Origin of the sequence: Pseudomonas sp. CCI1.1, from assembly GCF_034348165.1 — a bacterium.
Classification (GTDB): Bacteria; Pseudomonadota; Gammaproteobacteria; order Pseudomonadales; family Pseudomonadaceae; genus Aquipseudomonas; species Aquipseudomonas paracarnis.
Window position 1 is genome coordinate 2,327,958 of the sequence record NZ_CP133780.1, and the last position, 16,684, is coordinate 2,344,641.

At 52.5% G+C, this 16,684-nt stretch carries 12 protein-coding genes and 1 pseudogene; 7 read left to right on the forward strand and 6 right to left on the reverse strand.

What is annotated here, in order from left to right; all coding sequences use genetic code 11:
• Positions 1-78: 78 nt before the first annotated feature.
• Positions 79-1,050: a hypothetical protein gene (locus RHM69_RS10205; protein ID WP_256557687.1), complete on the forward strand. Its 972-nt coding sequence runs from the start codon at positions 79-81 to the stop codon at positions 1,048-1,050.
• A 312-nt stretch (positions 1,051-1,362) separates the two neighbouring features.
• Here RHM69_RS10205 and RHM69_RS10210 read toward each other — a convergent pair whose 3' ends face one another.
• On the reverse strand, positions 1,363-2,229 hold the full coding sequence (locus tag RHM69_RS10210) for an AraC family transcriptional regulator (RefSeq protein WP_069556797.1): 867 nt from the start codon (positions 2,227-2,229) through the stop codon (positions 1,363-1,365).
• 195 nt (positions 2,230-2,424) lie between these two features.
• Here RHM69_RS10210 and RHM69_RS10215 point away from each other — a divergent pair, with 195 nt between their 5' ends.
• Positions 2,425-2,862, forward strand: coding sequence for a nuclear transport factor 2 family protein (locus tag RHM69_RS10215; RefSeq protein ID WP_171905446.1), 438 nt, complete (start codon positions 2,425-2,427; stop codon positions 2,860-2,862).
• Positions 2,863-2,996: 134 nt separating this feature from the next.
• On the opposite strand, the pseudogene RHM69_RS10220 reads toward RHM69_RS10215, so the two are convergent.
• Positions 2,997-3,281 (reverse strand): annotated as a pseudogene (locus tag RHM69_RS10220) (LysR substrate-binding domain-containing protein); the annotation flags it as partial.
• A 332-nt stretch (positions 3,282-3,613) separates the two neighbouring features.
• On the opposite strand from RHM69_RS10220, the gene RHM69_RS10225 reads away from it, so the two are divergent.
• Positions 3,614-3,853 (forward strand): hypothetical protein, encoded by a 240-nt coding sequence (locus RHM69_RS10225; RefSeq protein WP_069556794.1) that lies wholly within the window; start codon positions 3,614-3,616, stop codon positions 3,851-3,853.
• Between the two features lie 505 nt (positions 3,854-4,358).
• Positions 4,359-6,644 carry a restriction endonuclease gene (locus RHM69_RS10230; RefSeq protein ID WP_069556843.1) on the forward strand — a complete coding sequence of 762 codons (2,286 nt, stop codon included), beginning with the start codon at positions 4,359-4,361 and terminating at the stop codon, positions 6,642-6,644.
• A gap of 438 nt (positions 6,645-7,082) precedes the next feature.
• Here RHM69_RS10230 and RHM69_RS10235 read toward each other — a convergent pair whose 3' ends face one another.
• From RHM69_RS10235 to RHM69_RS10250, 4 genes are all read right to left on the reverse strand, one after another.
• Positions 7,083-9,413 carry a hypothetical protein gene (locus RHM69_RS10235; RefSeq protein ID WP_256557686.1) on the reverse strand — a complete coding sequence of 777 codons (2,331 nt, stop codon included), beginning with the start codon at positions 9,411-9,413 and terminating at the stop codon, positions 7,083-7,085.
• A gap of 584 nt (positions 9,414-9,997) precedes the next feature.
• Positions 9,998-10,744 (reverse strand): IS21-like element helper ATPase IstB, encoded by a 747-nt coding sequence (gene istB / locus RHM69_RS10240; protein WP_069556791.1) that lies wholly within the window; start codon positions 10,742-10,744, stop codon positions 9,998-10,000.
• A complete protein-coding gene (istA, locus tag RHM69_RS10245) occupies positions 10,741-12,291 on the reverse strand; it encodes an IS21 family transposase (protein WP_069556790.1) in 1,551 nt (516 codons plus the stop codon). Before istA ends, istB begins: the two co-directional genes overlap by 4 nt.
• A 238-nt stretch (positions 12,292-12,529) precedes the next feature.
• On the reverse strand, positions 12,530-12,793 hold the full coding sequence (locus tag RHM69_RS10250) for a hypothetical protein (RefSeq protein WP_069556789.1): 264 nt from the start codon (positions 12,791-12,793) through the stop codon (positions 12,530-12,532).
• A gap of 112 nt (positions 12,794-12,905) precedes the next feature.
• Between RHM69_RS10250 and RHM69_RS10255 the strand changes: the two genes are divergently transcribed.
• The 3 genes from RHM69_RS10255 (at position 12,906) to RHM69_RS10270 (ending at position 16,684) form a co-directional block, all read left to right on the forward strand.
• Positions 12,906-13,946 (forward strand): hypothetical protein, encoded by a 1,041-nt coding sequence (locus RHM69_RS10255; protein WP_069556788.1) that lies wholly within the window; start codon positions 12,906-12,908, stop codon positions 13,944-13,946.
• 59 nt (positions 13,947-14,005) lie between these two features.
• Positions 14,006-15,802, forward strand: coding sequence for a hypothetical protein (locus RHM69_RS10260; RefSeq protein WP_139129443.1), 1,797 nt, complete (start codon positions 14,006-14,008; stop codon positions 15,800-15,802).
• Between the two features lie 591 nt (positions 15,803-16,393).
• Entirely contained in the window at positions 16,394-16,684 is a 291-nt protein-coding gene (locus RHM69_RS10270; RefSeq protein ID WP_069556786.1) for a type II toxin-antitoxin system ParD family antitoxin, read from the forward strand.

A 16,684-nucleotide genomic window follows, 5' to 3' on the forward strand; every position in this document is an offset into this window, starting at 1 on the left:
TGTTTCTCTGGCGTGTACGAAGTGAGCTTGGCCCACGCATGCCATGCCACCAATGCCACAAACAACAGAGACAATTCCATGTCGGTCGATTATCCAACCCTTGATGAGGCACAGGAAAAGCGTATTGCCGCTGTTCATGGTGGTTTCCTCTATCAACATCTGTTCGCCGTCGGTTGCCTGCTGAAAGCGAACGGCTCGGACGTATCGCATTTGGTGATCGAGCGTGACGAGGACGTCGAAATCGCTCTCGCTGACACTCGCATCTACGTCCAAGTCAAAACGCGTGTCGAGCCGCTCGTGCCTAGTGACCTCAACACTGCCTTTGACCGCTTCCAGCAGCTTCGCGATCAGCATACTCAGGGCCAGCGCCACGGCACAGCTGTGTTCGTGGTTGCCTCGAACCAACCTCCAGGCCCGAAGCTCAGTGCCAGCATCGAGCGCAAGGAACTGGCGGATGATGTTCATTTCATTTATCCGGGCCAGGCGATGCCGACGGAACTCGCTTGCCTTCCGGCGTGCCAGCCCGATTTGGCACGCATGGTAGCTGACTGCGTGAGACTGGCAGAAATGGTACCCCATGGGGTACTGGTACCGGAGTCACTGGTATGGAAGCTGGCGGGCAAGGTGCAAGCCGCTGCTACCGGTCGCGAAGATCTGGGAGGCTACACGTTTCACACAAAAATGCTGCCCGCCCTCTTCGAACAGATCCTTACACAGCTTCAGCGGCTGCCGGCGCTCGAAGCCAACTACCTCCCACAGATTGATGAACCCGAGCTCATCAATGGCGAACGTATTCGCATCATTTGCGGTTTCTCAGGGGCGGGAAAGACATCATGGTGCGCCCAAGCTGCGATACGTAGCCCGGAACCCTGTGTTTACTTCAACGCCCGCGAAACCGCAGGCCCGGCTCTCGCTCGGTCACTGACAAGGGAGATTACGGGAGCTGTTGTTGATAGCCCTCATGAGATTAACGAGCTCTTTGCAACCGGCGCTTCGGGCATCGACTCATTGAACGCTCTTGATCGCCATCTGGAGGCCCAAGGTGCGTAATTGCATGGACTTGACCACCCATTTGCATTCGGCTTGACCAGTCGTTTGCATCGGATTTGACCAGCGCACTGAGTGGCCTTGACCGGCAAAAAACGGCCAGAAGCGGACCCTCCACCATCGCATCACATAGACTAAGAACCCCATTGGGTAGTACAAACAGCAACTGCGCTGAAAGCCAAAACCCCGGCATTGCGCCGGGCCTTCGTCAACAACCCAAACACATTGACTTCAAATGCGCTTCAAGCTTTCCAGCCGCCTGACGCATAGAGGCTCACGCGCAATTCGAGCCTGATCCGATTGAAAAAGCTCAACTCAGCGGCGCAGTGATAAAGCGTCACGGTTCGGCGCTACGCCGAAAGCCTTCTTGTATTCTCGACTGAACTGAGAGGGGCTGGCGTATCCGGTCTCAAATGCGACACCTGTAACATTTGATGCTCCGGATGCGAGCAGCCGTCGAGCAGCGAGTAGCCTAAGTTGTCGCTGGTAAGCGAGCGGACTATGTGCAGTAACCGCCTTGAAATGTCGGTGGAACGACGTGACGCTCATACCGACATGAGCGGCAAGCCAATGCACACTCATCGGCTTATCGGCGTTCGCGCTGATCCAGTCTGCCGCGATTTTGATTTGTCCGAACCGGGTGTTGTGCATTCCAATTTGGCAGAGCCTGGAGCCTAGCGGACTTAACAATAGGCGGTAGTAGAACTCGCGCTCGAACTGGGAGCCAAGCACCTTAACCTCTGCTGGCGTGTCAAGCAGACCGATGAAGCGAACCAACGGCTCGACAAAACTGCTATCGGCTTGGGCGATAGAGATAGCGCCCGCCTGCGGATACGGTTGGGTGGACTTGCTCATATCGAGAAGCAAGCCAGCGACGATCCCTGCATCGAGCATTAATTCGACACTGATATAAGGTTTTTCCGGGCTCGCCTCTACCACTTCACTCACGAACGGTAACCCGACCGATGCCACTGCACAGGTGCCCGGATGGCAGTCAAACGTGCTATCGGCAATGTTCATCCGCTTGGCGCCTTGCAGCAGCAGATAGAACTTCGGCGCAAATAGAGCCGGGGTCGGAGGAACCGGAGCATCTGTGGATCTGATTGTCAGTCGGGGAAGAGTGTTTGATAGATCGGCGCAACCGCGATGTCGGCTCACTATTGCGAGGAGATGTTCCAGCATGATGGCTATCGATCCTGGTCGCACTCGCGACAGGCCAGTGGTTTCTCAAACTAAAACAGTTGGTAGGATCAGGCAAGGCTTTAGCACTATCGAGGATGTGGTCGGGCCGGATGTTCGCGAAAGTGGAGGCATCCAATATAACCCTGGCTTAGAGGGCCGATGATGTCAGACCAACCTTCTCGCTTGCAGCAATTCATGGACGAGGCGTCCATCCGGAACACCATTGCACGTTTCGCCGACAGCGCGACTCGCGCAGACCTCGCAATGTTTTACTCGGTTTGGGCAGATGATGGCGAATTCATCATTGGTCAAGCCCCTCACGGCCAGTACTCCAAAGGCGCAGACAACAACGTGGCGCTGCTCCACAAACTGCGCGCAGGCAAGGAGTTCTTCGTCCAATTCGCACTGCCGGGGGTGATTGTTATCGACGGTGATCAGGCAACTACCCGCACATTCGTGCATGAATCTGCACGCGGCCCAGGCGAGAAGTACTACCGCAATCACTGCATTGCGTTCGATGTGCTGCAACGCTCGGGAGACGATTGGGTTTTCAAGAGCAGATCCTTTCAGTACCTCTGGCTCGACACCGAAGCGTTCTCCGGAACCGGATTCCCGCTATTTCCGGCGGCATAATGCCTGGCCTGACTACCTGATCCCTTTGACAGGGCTATTCATATGTCGAAACAGATGTGTTTTTTGGGCTACAGCGGGCGCGATGCAATCGACCCGCTTCCAACGATTTTCGCCCAGGCAATACGGCACACGCGGGTTCTCAGAACGCTTACGAGTTTCGCAAACGCGTCAGCGGCCACGCTGTGATACCCATTGTTTCGGCGATACAGCACCACTGTGCGACCAGGCAACGATAGGATTGTCCGAAGCTCACGTAATCCAGCTTGCTCACGCATTATCGCGTCGAGAAGGATAGTCGCCAAGCGACATTGCTTGAGTACCTTGTTCAAGATGGCAATCGAGTTAGCTTCCAGCACGATGTTCGGACTAAAACGTTGCTTCTGGCGCCAGGCATCCACCGCCATCCGTGTCATTCGGCCAAGTTCTCCCTGTCGCGACCGTTCGCTTTGGGTCGTAAGCAACCTTCTGTGACTGGCAGCTATTGGCCGATTTCTGCCGTTCGTGACGGGCAGTAATCGGCCCAGAGTGTGTAAAAACGCTTCGCCTACATTGAAGTGCGCGCGTCTACGTTAAATCTGAAATTTATCGGCACGTCAGCAGATGTGGATTTCGCGTAGAAGCGCGATTTCCAGTCCGGTTTTGAGTACCTGTCGCACTGAAAACCGTTTTCACACAGCCTCGGCCAGTAGCGGACATTATTTGCTCGATGGATAATCCGACGAGCTACTTATGACTTTGAGCGGAGAAACCCATGGAGCTTCATGAGCAATTGGATCAGGTCAAGGACGCCAATACCTTTCTGGCTTTTGCCCACGCCCTGGCGGAAGACAAATCGAATGGTGACTGGGAAAACGGGACGATAGAAGCCTTCCTAGACGGAGCTATTGCATGGGCCGAAGCCAGTAATTTTGGCGTCGATCAGGGGCTTCAAGGCTCCAATCCTTGGCGGCAATTCGCTAATTTTTTGTACTGCGGAAAAATATACGAGTAAACAGGTGAAGTGTTTATTCGCTTTAAGCGTTGCGTCTGGGGGGTAGCCGAACGGGCTCGGCTCCACCTCACGATCGACCGATGCTGGTCGGTCACCGCCAATTTTCACTGGCTGTATTGGGTCGATTCTGCTGAAGCTTTAGGCGCGTGTTTACAGCAGAAAAGTAGGCGTCTGATATTCATCCCACTCTGGCGCAGAAGTGTTCAGGGTTACCCCCGCTCCCCGTCTCTTCAGGGATCGGGTCTGGTAACGGGGCTAAGACTTTCAGTAGAGAAATTCAATCGTTTTGACGTTGTTGAATAACCGCTTGCTGTCTTAAACATCGTTGTACTATCAGATGGCAGCGCGAAATCGTCGATCCTCCGGGCACTCCGCCTCGCCTCCTTACTCACGCGTCATGCTGATAGCATCCGGTTATATTCGACGGCAAAGGTACCTGTGGATGATCTTCTGTCAGACGAGTATTAGCGACCTGACCTTGGCGCGGATTGGAGTAAAATGCAGCATGAGCTATGACTTCAGAAATCTCTCATCGGCGGACTTTGAGGATCTCGTCCGGGACCTCATCGGAAAAGAAGAAGGGCTTCGCTTTGAGGCATTCTGCGCAGGCCCAGATGGTGGTATTGACGGTCGGCACGCGCACGCCTGCGGAAACGTTGTTCTCCAGGCGAAGCATTATGAAGGTTCGCCGTTCAGCAAATTAACGGCGGCCATGAAGCGCGAGCGTTCTTCAATCGATAGGCTGGCTCCCACCCGTTACATCCTCGCGACCTCCAGTAGGTTTACTCCGCTTGGCAAAAGTAGGCTCTCTCCACTCATAGGACCAAGTCTGAAATCTGAGGCAGATATTTTTGGTCCGGAGGACCTCAATGGTCTTCTCCGGAAGTACCCAGACATCCTCAAGTCACACATCAAACTATGGCTCTCGGGCGTGGGTGTTTTGGAGCGGGTCGTACATGCGGCGGCCCATACCTTTGCAGCGCTAACACGTGAAGACATCGAACAAAAGGTTCGTGTCTACGCATCAAACCCAAGCTTCGACGAATCACTGGCTACGCTTGAAAAGCATCGGCTTCTCATCATATCCGGGCCGCCGGGAGTCGGCAAAACCACACTGGCCGAGATGCTTTGCTATACCTTTCTAAGCGAGGAGTGGGAGCTTATTCCCATCCGTAGTTTGGAAGACGGCTTCGCCGCCATTAACGACGGCAAAAAGCAAATATTTCTTTTCGACGATTTTCTTGGAAAGGTCGCCCTTGATCGACAAGCATTGGCGCATAAAGATTCTGACCTTGCGCGCTTCATGAGCCGCATACGTCGCTCACCGAATGCCCGTTTCATTCTGACAACGAGGGGTTATATATTTGAGGAAGCCCGTAGAGTCTCTGAACATCTTGGTGATCAGCGCCTCGATGTGACGAAGTACGTACTCGATGTTGGCATTTACACTCGTCGAATCAAAGCGCGGATTCTCTACAATCATCTTTTCGTGTCAGAGACGCCTCAGTCGCATATCCTGGCGCTATTAGAGAGTAAGAAGCTCCCGGAAATCGTTGATCACAAGAACTATAACCCACGTGTCATCGAAGCAATGACCGATGCATTTCGCGTTGGTGACATTGAACCCGCCAACTATCCCGCTGCCTTTATCGGCGCCCTGAACAATCCAAGCCAGATTTGGGACACCGCTTTCCGAACGCACATTGATCACCGGTGCAGGCATCTCCTGATGGCGATGTTTTTCCTATCAGAATACGGGATTTCAATCACGACTCTTCGCTCATCTTTCGATATTCTGCATACCTCGATGAGCACGGCCTACGGTCTGGCACACGGTCCTAAAGATTTCGAAGAAGCCCTTCGTATTATGGAAGGTAGCTTCGTCAATGTCGTCAACATCGACGTGCCAACGGTTTCTTTTCTCAATCCTTCGCTCAAAGACTATCTCTCAACCTACCTGTTGGACACAGATCTCCTTATTCGCCTTGTCCCTACGGCGGGCTCAATCGACTGGCTGTCGAGCCTTTGGGACTTCGTGCATCCGTCTGGGCTTAGCGAGTCCGACCAGGCGAAGATCGCCAGAGCCTGCGCTGATATGGTCGAGATGATCGAAGAGCGCCCGCACTGGCGTCCCCGAGCCGGTGACGCCCGCTCACTCGAATACAATGATGCCGCAAACTCCAGGCGGCTCCGGATGCTGATGGATTGGTGGGAGATCACTGACGACGGGCGGTTTGCCGACAGCATTATCAAGATCGCGCGAAATCCACAGCAGGGCTTCAGTGCATGGTCAGACGGGGAGGCTCTGATCGAGTTCTTTTCCCTGCGGGACGGCAGGGGTTATGGCCGGCCGTTCATTTATGAAGCCGAATTCCTAGAACTCATCGAAAAGGCCCTTACCGACACTATACGGTGGAGTTCAAGTGACATGCTCTCCACCCTTGTGGATGCAGTGGACGCTGCGAATGGGCTGCCCGACAGCATTACCTATGCTTTGCAGACGGCTGTGCTCGAAGAGTTCGAGGATAACACTAGTCGCATTCGCGAGGATGATAGCGAGTCCTCGCTATCGGACCGGATCGATGCCTTGAAAAAGTTCGCGCCACGTTTTGGTGTGCCGGACGCTAAGTTGAATAGCGCCGTCTCAGCCATCGAGGATCGCATAGGCGAGATTGAAGACCGAAGCAGTCGCGCCTCCTCTCCGAGTATCCCGTCATCGAGTAAGCGGGACGGGGAAAAGTTTGACGACCGCGCCCTTCGAGACCTTTTTACCCCTCTCCTTGATCGCTAGGCCAGCGCCAGCTCCGCGGAACAGGCGCGTCGCCCTTCGTTCACAAATTGCGAGCCGTCTCTTGCATGGTCTCAGCTTCCCGACCGTCTGGTATGGGTCCAAGCTGTGTGAAAACGTTTAGGGTCGGAGAATCCCACAGAAATAATGCCGAAACCACGTCCCTACTTAAAACCCGGCTCAGCTACCGTGTGTTGTCCTCGTCTTATATAGGCACGATTCAATCACCTCTATCGGCCGCTTTCTGCCTTTCGCCATCTGCGTTGCCAGGACTCGCAGCTAGTCATCACACAATCGGTGTGCTGGTTAAATTCGATGTGATGACCGACCATGCCGGATTTAAGCAACTTGTTATCTAACGTAAATTGGGCGGGGCAGGTTAGTGCATTTATCCAGCGAACGCCACAGCAACAAACTCCATACCGTAGCTATAGCTAGCTTTCACGACAGAGCTTTGATCTTTTCGTACAGATCATAAAGATGAAGTGCTGACATATCCAATATAGGCTCATACATGAAAGAGTTGAGATGGATGTTTTCAGGAGTCATCAGATTCACCTGCGAGAGCACCATGATTTCATCATTACCGAATGATAGACTTGATGAAAATTTGTTGAACAACTCGAATGTTTGATTCCTGCTGATAGCCGATACGAAGGCGGTATCATTTATTTTATTAATCATATATTCTTCGGCCTTTAGCCTGATGGCAATGGATAAAATCACCTTAGATTCTAGTTCGACATCGTCCGCAGCATTGGCGGCGAGTGCTTCCGCTTGATCGTATATTAGTTGAAGGGCGCTATATGTGGAATTTGGAAGAGATAATGCTGCCTGGTCCGATAGCGTGGCCTTAACCGTTGACTCAAGATCCGCTATTGTAAGAGCCTTGCTATCTGCTTTTATGTGTAGAAGGGATGTCAGCCTCAGGTAGTGCTGGCTAGTAGTCCCGTGGCAGTACTCAGCTAGATTTCGCACAAAAGGAATGCTCGCTACTAGAAAAGCTGGGTTCTTGGCTAGTCCCTTCTTCCAAATAATAAATGGATTATTCTGATATTTTTCCGGTACAAATGTTAGCGCGTGCTGATCTTTTCTCGCAAAGAATCTTCGCTCTCTAGCAATATTGAGACGGCTGCTAATTGTTCGGTGAAAGTCAAAATTATGAGTTAGAAATAGCAGTCTAAAAAACTTGACCTTGGAAATTTCATTAAAGTACTCAATTATGGCGTATTTGTTTTTGTAGTCGAATGAGTCCGCGATATCATCAACGACAAACAGGGTAGTCTGGTTCGATTCTCGGCGTGCCTGTACTTCGAAAAGGACATTCAATATGTAAAGTGCCCGCCTCTCTCCTTGGCTGAGAACCTGAAGCAGCTTTTCCTCTTCGACACCACAGGTTTCTTGGCCATCATGAAATTCAAAGGTGACTTTTGGGCTTTCGCCTTTGAGAATTACGTCTTGTTGATTCTGAACAACCAGCTTGAACGGAACATAAAACCGTTCGTTGAACTGAGTGACAACGGCAGCCCATTTGGTTTTTTCTTCCTGGGCCTGCTTTGCCGTGTGCGCAATTACGTCCTTTGCTGAAGCATATGCCATGGCGAAAATTTTCATAGCTGATTGAGCTACGTTGAAGTAGCTGAACCACAGCTTCTTTCTGAATTTTTCAAAATCACCAAGTTCAGGGAGTATTTCCGGATGGAGTGTCAAATACTCCCTAAACTTTTTTAGCTCAGCATTTTTTTGCAGCTGTTTATCAACCGCATCGAACCTCGCAGATAACTCTTTGTCGCCCAAGATGCGTTGCTTTTCTGCCTGAACTAACCCCTCCAGCTCCTTGGCAGAAGAAACTTCAGTCCTTACCCCTCCATTAGAAATATTTAGGGTGTGGTTAGCTTCAAAGAAACCGTTTGTTTGAAGATTTTTAGAGACATCACTGGCCCCGGCATGGTTGAACTTCTTGCTGAGGAGAGGAGAGCCTTCCACCAACTCTTGATATTTAGACATGTACTCTTGAAGCTGTTGATGGAGCGTGCCGGCCTTAAACGCAGATATCGTTTTGTCGTTGAAAATTTCTATATAGGACAAATCATTGAATCTAGTATCGCCGTCAAGTTTACCTGCTAGTTCTGCGAAAAATTCATACGGATTCGTAAATTTGAAGACTTCTTTTATTTCGGAGACGGGAGACGCTTTACCTGGCCACCCTGAAGCTTCCTTCAACGTCTTCAGCAGGTCTTCTTGAGTTGACTCGATATTTCTCACCGCCTCTTCGTATTCTCCCCTCAGTTTGGGGTTTACTAGTAATGTCGAGGTTCCAGAGCCGGAATAACGCTCTACATAGGGTTTGATGACAAACACGGAGTCGGGGGTGATCGAGGCAGCAGGTTCGGCTGTGATTGCGCGGATGGTTGTACGTGTCGGGAAAATCAGGTCTTGGCTGTCACGTCCTTCTTGGAAGTCCAGAAATGTCCGCGCAAGCGACGTCTTCATGAAGCCGTTCGGCGCATAGATCGAGAAGGCTGAGCCATCTGGTGTTTTCTGAGTCCCTTTGAAATCAAACTTGGCATCAAGTTTTTGAATTCCATAGCAATTCTCTAATTTAATATCTAAGACATCCATATCTATGCTCCAAATTAAATGATTTTCCTCCATCGACGGTATCGTTTCGCTATCATCATGTCCATATAGCGATGCTGCCTCACATTGGCCTGGCATGCGCACTGATGAAGAACTTATCCAATATGCGGCGCTCGTTTTAGCGGCATCCATACATTTCGCTGCTGTTCTAGGCCTCAAAACCGACAGCAGGCAAGCCTCCGCTTCTAGCCGATTTCTGGCGGTCATTATTGGATGAAGAGAGTGAGTGGACGGACCTTGCTTGCGCCACCTCAATTAGCGTAACCCGAACCGTTCAGATGTGGTCAGGCGGGCTCAAGGCTATCTTTCATCAATGGTCTCAGCATGAGGTTGCTAGATGAGCATCGACAAGACGACTAAATTGACCAGTACCCGTAGTGAAGAAAACGCGAATCTACTACTCCGAGTCGGATGGACGCTTTTGCTCGTGGCTGACCGCCAGGAAGGCGCCTACCAATGGCTGCTTTATCAATTCGGGTGGCAGCGGGAGGGGGAACCCCCTGAAATCACTTTTACGGGTGTTGAGGGTGGCCCAGATCCATTCTGAACATGTCGGATAAAGGACGACGATCCAAAATGGGCATAGCAAATGGCCGAATTCCGATATGGCGAAAGGTATTGAAAAACAGGTGGTTGCATTGCACTTGACCACCTGTTTGCATTCGACTTGACCAATTGCATTCGTATTGACCACCATAGATGCATGCCGGATGCTCTTACGCCCGTTTGCGACTTTTGATCCTTCGCATTGATTCGCCCTTCAGTTCGATGATGTGGGACTTGTGAACGATACGGTCAAGAATTGCGTCGGCAATCGTGGGGTCAGAGAACAGGTCATACCATTTTTCTTTAGGGTACTGACTTGTGATCAGCAATGACCCGTTCTGTGACTGCTGATCGATAACATCCAGGAGGAATGGTCCGAGTTGGGAGTCAATGCCACCGATGCCCAAATCGTCGATGATCAATAATTCTGCGCGTATCAATTGCCGACGCAGCTTGGGAATGGTGTGGTCAGCGTAAGACAGTGAGATCTCCTCAAAAAGCTTCGTGGCAGTGCGGTACAGCGTCGCTCGTCCAAGGCGGCAGGCCTGGTTTCCGAGTGCGCAAGCGAGCCAAGTTTTGCCAGTACCCGTAGCGCCTGTGATGATCACATTCTGACGTCGCGCCAACCATTCGCACTCCCCGAGGGACATGACAGTATTCCGGTCTATGCCTCGGGACGCCTTAAATTCAATGCTGTCCATTGTGGCTTCATTCTCACGAAGCCTCGCGGCCTTTAGCAAGCGTCCAACCTTTCTGCTCTCACGCTCGCTATTTTCGGCGTCCATCATTAAACCAAGCCTTGTATCGAATGGTTCTTTCAGCAGCGCAGGTGTTTCAAGCTGTCGCTCGTAGGCCACGGCCATCCCGTGCAGACCAAGAGTCATGAGGTTTTGGGCAGTATCTAGGATTGACTTCATTGCGGCTCATCTCCTTGTGAGGCGTAGTATTCAGCACCGCGAATGTTGGCGTGTTCGACCAAGGGGGCGGATCTTTGGTAGTTAGGACGCAGGTCAGATTCGTTCCGAAGGATCGACCGTAGCCGCTCAGAACTCAGGATGTTCAAGCTATTGGCATAGCCGCACGCGGATTCAAGGCGTGACGGCGTGATCGCCCCCTTGCGAACGTCGCGTTTCAGGCCAATAACGGCCTTCAAACCGGTCGCGAAATCTTTCCGCAGGTTGAGGTTGTCCTTCACGAAACGGAGCGTTTCCGGCCCAATAGTCTCAGCCCATACAATCAGCGTTTCCGGCTGGGAGTCTTGGAAATGGCTGTGATTCGGGGCCAAGTGCTCTTTGAGAGTGCTAGTGCCGCGCTGGCGATTCAGCTTGTGCGATCCGATGACACGGCGCTGATGAAGGATTTCGAGCCAGTCGTCTCGCACGCGCAAATCGACAAGAAGATTCGCAAAGTGATAAGGGACGGAGTAGCTGTGCTCCTCAAATGCAACGTGGTAATCGCTACCTACCCGAACCTGATACACCCACTGACTGTAGCTGTAGCGCTTTTCTGGGAGAGGCTTGAGGGCTGGATAATCAAGCTCAAGGAAGCGGCTGGTTCTGCTCTTTGGGTACGTCCGTGTGATTCGACTGTTTAGCTCATCGACCCAGTAGCTGATTTTCTCGTTGAGCTCTTCTAGGGAAAAGAAAGTGCTCGCTCTCAGCCTTGCGAGAACGAACCTCTGTACCAGTTGAACGGCAATTTCACCTAGCGACTTGTCTTTCGGTTTGCGCGGTCTGGCGGGGTAAATTTGAAATCCGTAGTGCTCAGAAAACTCGGCGTAGGCACGATTTAAGGTCACCACATCTCTCGTGTTTTTAGTCACTGCTGACTTCAAATTATCAGGAACAACGAACCGGGGAACCCCGTCGAAGAACTCCAGGGCCAGAACGTTGCATTTGAGCCAGTCTGGGGTCGTTTGACTGTTCACCGCGGTGGCAAAAATGTAGCCCGAGGCGCCTAGTGTTGCCACGAATACTTGGGCTTGGCTGATCGCTCCCGTGTCCGGGTTTGTCACAGGCATTGTCCTGCCACAAAAGTCCACGAAGCACTTGTCTCCGGGGAGGTGAATCTGTCGCATGCTCAGTTTTCGCATATTGACCCACTCTCGATAGAGCCGCGTGAATTGAGCATATGACACGCTTTCTGGCTCGCTCGTACGAAACTCTTGCCATAGAAGCTCCAAGGTGATGTCAGGAAGTTTTAGCTGTTCGTGGACGGCGGGCCATGACGGGTAGGCTTTCCTTTGAGGTGAGGTTCTCGGCTGAGTCCGCAGACGCTCCGCGAGCGCTTTGTCATCAAGGTGCTTCAGCTCTTCCCAACTTTGCCCGCACTGGGCCAACTGATCGCGAATAGTGCGAACAGTGTTGTGGGACACTTTGGCTAATAAACCAATCGCCCTATTCGACAGCCTTGGGTCGCTCGCGAGTCGTAGCACCTCGCGCTGTGTAACTATTGGCAGCCTCATGTGTTCTCCTCGCGACAGGCGTGTGAATGCCTCACAAGTCGCGCCGTGTGAAAATTGCAGACAAACGGAAGGTGGTCGGCTTGACGCCGAACGCGAGGGAACACAGAATGAAGGTGTATAGGGCTCAAAACCTAACACCATCAAAAAAGCCTAGGGCTCCACCCCTGGGCTTTTTTGTGCTCCAAATCCACCGGCTAACTCCTAGCCTGGCCTCATTGCGGTACTCCTTATACCTAGTTCATATGGCCTGCTGCCGTGCGCAGCGCTGCGTGGCAATCCAGCATGCGACTTCTTTGTACAGGGCAAAGAAGCCCCGACGATTGGGCACCTCAAACAGGGGCACTTCGATAGTCCCCCGCTGTTTGGCTTTTCGAAACGCGTCATAGGACGCGTATCCCAACTCTCTCCACAGCGCGCTGCCACCCACCATCAGGCCATATCGATCTTTGAGATCAAGCTCTAATTCGGATGCCAGATTGTGGATTTCAAGGGGCTTGCGCATCGCACTTAATGTCCGGTTTGGTCACAGTTAATAGTAATAAACCGCCCCCTTGCGCTCCAGCCGTAAGACTTCTACATTTTTTACGGTACAAAGATCAATCAGGGATTTTTAAGTGTCTGATTTTAAGAGAATTGCAAACATTTATTCGGAGTTCGCAGAGAGCTTGCGCGAACTAATTCCGGAAAATTACAGCCCCCGGAGCAGCACTGTGGAAATGCTCGCAGTGGGCTATTGGTTCGAAGGCCTAAGGCAGCGGACAGGCCTCAAAACTGCCTATGCCCTTGAGCTGTACTTCGAAAAAGAGTCGTTTCGAAGAAACACGAATGGCACGATCCGGCATTACCGAAGCAAGTGGTCTAGATACGAACAGAAAATGATCTCGCCCAAGGCCAAGACCTTGAGCAGGGTGGAAATGCTAGCACCTGGATCCTCCCGCGACCTGAACCATCCTATATGGACGTTGATGAAGCTGATCTCTCGGCAACAGAAGATCAACTTCGACAGTTACTTCCGTACGCTAAACACCGAAGTCCAGCTGGTGCTTTACCGCAACACCAGCAACATGATTTGGGACAGTGTTCAGCGCGAACCAACCACTCAAGTTCTACTCGAAAAACTCGAACGCAGGGCAAGCCTGGATACCCTCGCAGCGCTGATCGCGATAGTGGTCGAAGCAGATCAACTGGGTCGAAAATCTCTTGCTATAAAAGCAGCAAACTCCCTACACAAAGTACTTCTTATGCTGGCGATGGAGCTTCAGGCGCGCGGTGTTGCCATTGGCCTAATCGATTGGCTAGTGCTCAACGTCTTACCTCTTGGCGTGCCTGCGCACTTGCAGATCTGGATGAGCAGCGCTGACTACATCCACGCGTCAGCACATTTAAACACTATGGTTTACCAGCATCCGGAAAGACGCGGAAAAACCTTGCCTTGGAAGCTTCGGACCAGGCTGATGTGCAAGCTGCTTGCTGGGGATATGGGAATTGACGTTCTGCACGCAATGCGCCCGCAGTTCGAGTTGCGGGAAGACATCGGGGAAATCGCGGGCGATTTGGTCGAGGAGTTTAAGAAGACGTCGGCGCTCAGGACTTGGGGATGGATGTGCATCATTGATGGCACGCCCCAGGTAGTGCCACCCGTAGCACTGCTGTAGCCTTCCCATGACCCGCTAGGCGGGTGGTCAAGTCCAATGCAAATGCCTGGTCACGTCCGATGCAAACGACTGGTCAAGTCGAATGCAAACGGGTGGTCAAGTGGAGTGCAATTTCCCACCAAGGCATGCAGCCATTGGTGGTGATCGATAACGCTCATGAGATCCCTGCCGCAGACCTGCAGGCGGTTTTCGGATGCACCCCACACATGCGCTTCATTCTGCTGTGTCAGCCGCTGGGATCGATCCAGGAACTGGAGCAACTGTGTGGCTTGCGACGAGAGATACTCCAGGGGTGGAGCCTCGATTCTGTTGCAGCAGAAACGTCTCGCTTGGGCGCCAGAGGTGACGTCAACGCTCTGGAGAAGGTGCGCTCCATAACGGCTGGAATGCCACTTTATCTGCAAAGCGCAGCCCGGCTCGCGGCCCAGGCTTACGCAGGCGACCTGGCCCAGCTTTGTGCGGCACTTGAGCAGCAGGCCACCATGGAAACAACTGTTCAGGAACTCATCCTGACCAAGGTGTACCAGGGGCTCGCACAACCCTGCCAGCGAATCGTCATGCTGTTGAGCATGGTGGATGTCGCCATCACCCAGGACGAACTGCAGAGCTTGATGCAGTGCTACGCCACGTTGCCAACCGCTGCAGTCAATACGGCAGTGCGGACACTGCGTGCACTCGGAGTTCTGGAGGTTCAAGGTAACCGCGAGATCAAACTCCACGATGCCATGCGACTGATTGGGGCCAGCCAATCGCACGCCGTAGACGAAGAACACCTGCTCGCGACGAAAAGGTTGCTCAAAGACCTCCTGTTGACTTCGTTGCAGCAGGCGCGCAGCTACCACCGACTGAGACTTCTTGTCCGTGCCTTGCTGGATCTGGAGGAACACGAGTTCCTGATCGAGTTGGCCGGCGAAGAGATGTTCAAGGAAACCGGACTTGGAACCATGCTCATCGACTACTTGGAGGCCGCCTCCACCGCACCAGACTTTGATCCCGAGACCCGGTACTGGGCCGTCGACTCTCTGTTTTTCCTCCTCCATCAATCGGAAGAGGAGCGTGACAAGCCAGAACACCTCGCACTGATGGCTCAATTGGTTCGTGACAACACGCTCTCCGGACGTGCAGTCATCTCCTACCACCTCAAACAGATGGATTGGCTGGGAATGCAGGGGGACGCGCCCGGTGTCCACCTGGCAATCAAACTTATAAGCGGACTGCCGGGGCTCACTCCAGAACGCATCCCGCCGTTCCACTACAACGCTGCCGTCGCACTGTGGCGAGTACATGAGTATCGGGCCGCCGAGACGTATGTTGATAAAGCCGTTAAGGACTATCTTGACGTCCTGAAAATCAGCGAACGGTGGATTCTGGGCCGGGCAATGGCGGATGTCTCAGCTTTCTTGAGTGAATCATCTGCTGATTTGGAGGCCGTGAACCACCTCGCAAGTGCCTACGAAGTCAAGTCCATGTTGATGAGGCTGCGTCGAGTTAACCCGGTAACGTTTCGCCTCTTCGCTTTCAAATTTTTCTGCTGCATCCAAGCATTCAGTTCCGTAATCAGGACGGGGCTCGATGCTGCTCAGGACATGTTGGATATGCGTGACTTTGAGGCAGCCCGGGAAATGGTGGGTTCTAACATCATCCCTCTCATCACGCAGGCCCAACTGCTGGGCGAACTCACCAGTGCCAGAAGCTTCTACGCCGTGATCCTGGCTTACTGTGGAGATTTAAAGGGCGCTGACAAGGAGATGGCCTCGCTCGCGCCCTTCCGCTCCGGCTTCTCGGATAAAAAACGTGGCGAATACGACTCTCAGTTGCAGTTGATTGAAGACATTCGAGCTGGCCGGGTCAGATAATCCGATGTTGCGAAGAAGTCGAAAATTCTAACCCGTGCGACCTCGAAAACGATGTAGGTTACGGTTACCGAAATCCCTGACGCCAAGCCCAATACTCTCCCCAGACCATGGGTCATGAAACTATAGAAAACACCTGTAGCAGTGATGTATTGGTCATCCACGCAGCTCTTACGTAAACCGGAATCTTCGTTATCACTTTCACAGCCGTACTCCCATAGCTGTTGGCGATGCGCTCGACTACACGTGGCGGACTTTTCAAGCGGCCGAGAGCCTTGGGAGAGGGCAATCCATTCCTAGGCGGATACCTATAGCCAAATAGGGTAGTAACCCTCGAGGCTAGCCTCGCATTACTGGCGTGCAGACGTGCGAAAGCAGTGTCCCACAGATCGTTCAATGCGATTGTTGATTTCCACGGCCATCCGGACACTTCCAGGCAGGCAGCGGCGCAGGATCACCTTGAACCTTGCTGATTGGCGCCGAGCCAGCCATCACCTGATCGCCGGATGTCGGCCCCAAGCTATTCTCCAGAGCGAAAATGGCATAATATGCCAACAATCAAAAGTACCTGTTTGCATGGAACTGGAGCTAGTTATGGCGACGCGAAACGTTGTGCTCACCCCTCACCAGGAACAGGTTATCCATGACCTGGTGCAGTCCGGCCGTTATCAGAATGCCAGCGAAGTGATGCGAGAAGGCTTGCGTTTATTGGAGCAGCGCGTCGCCGAAGACACCGCCAAAATTGAGGCCCTGCGTCAGGCTAGCTCGATCGGCATCATGGATCTTGACCACGGGCGCTTTACTCAGGTGAACGAAGGGGATCTGGAGCACTACCTCGAGGGCTTGAGCTTGGAGGCAACCCTCCCCGCGAGAGAGAAACACTGA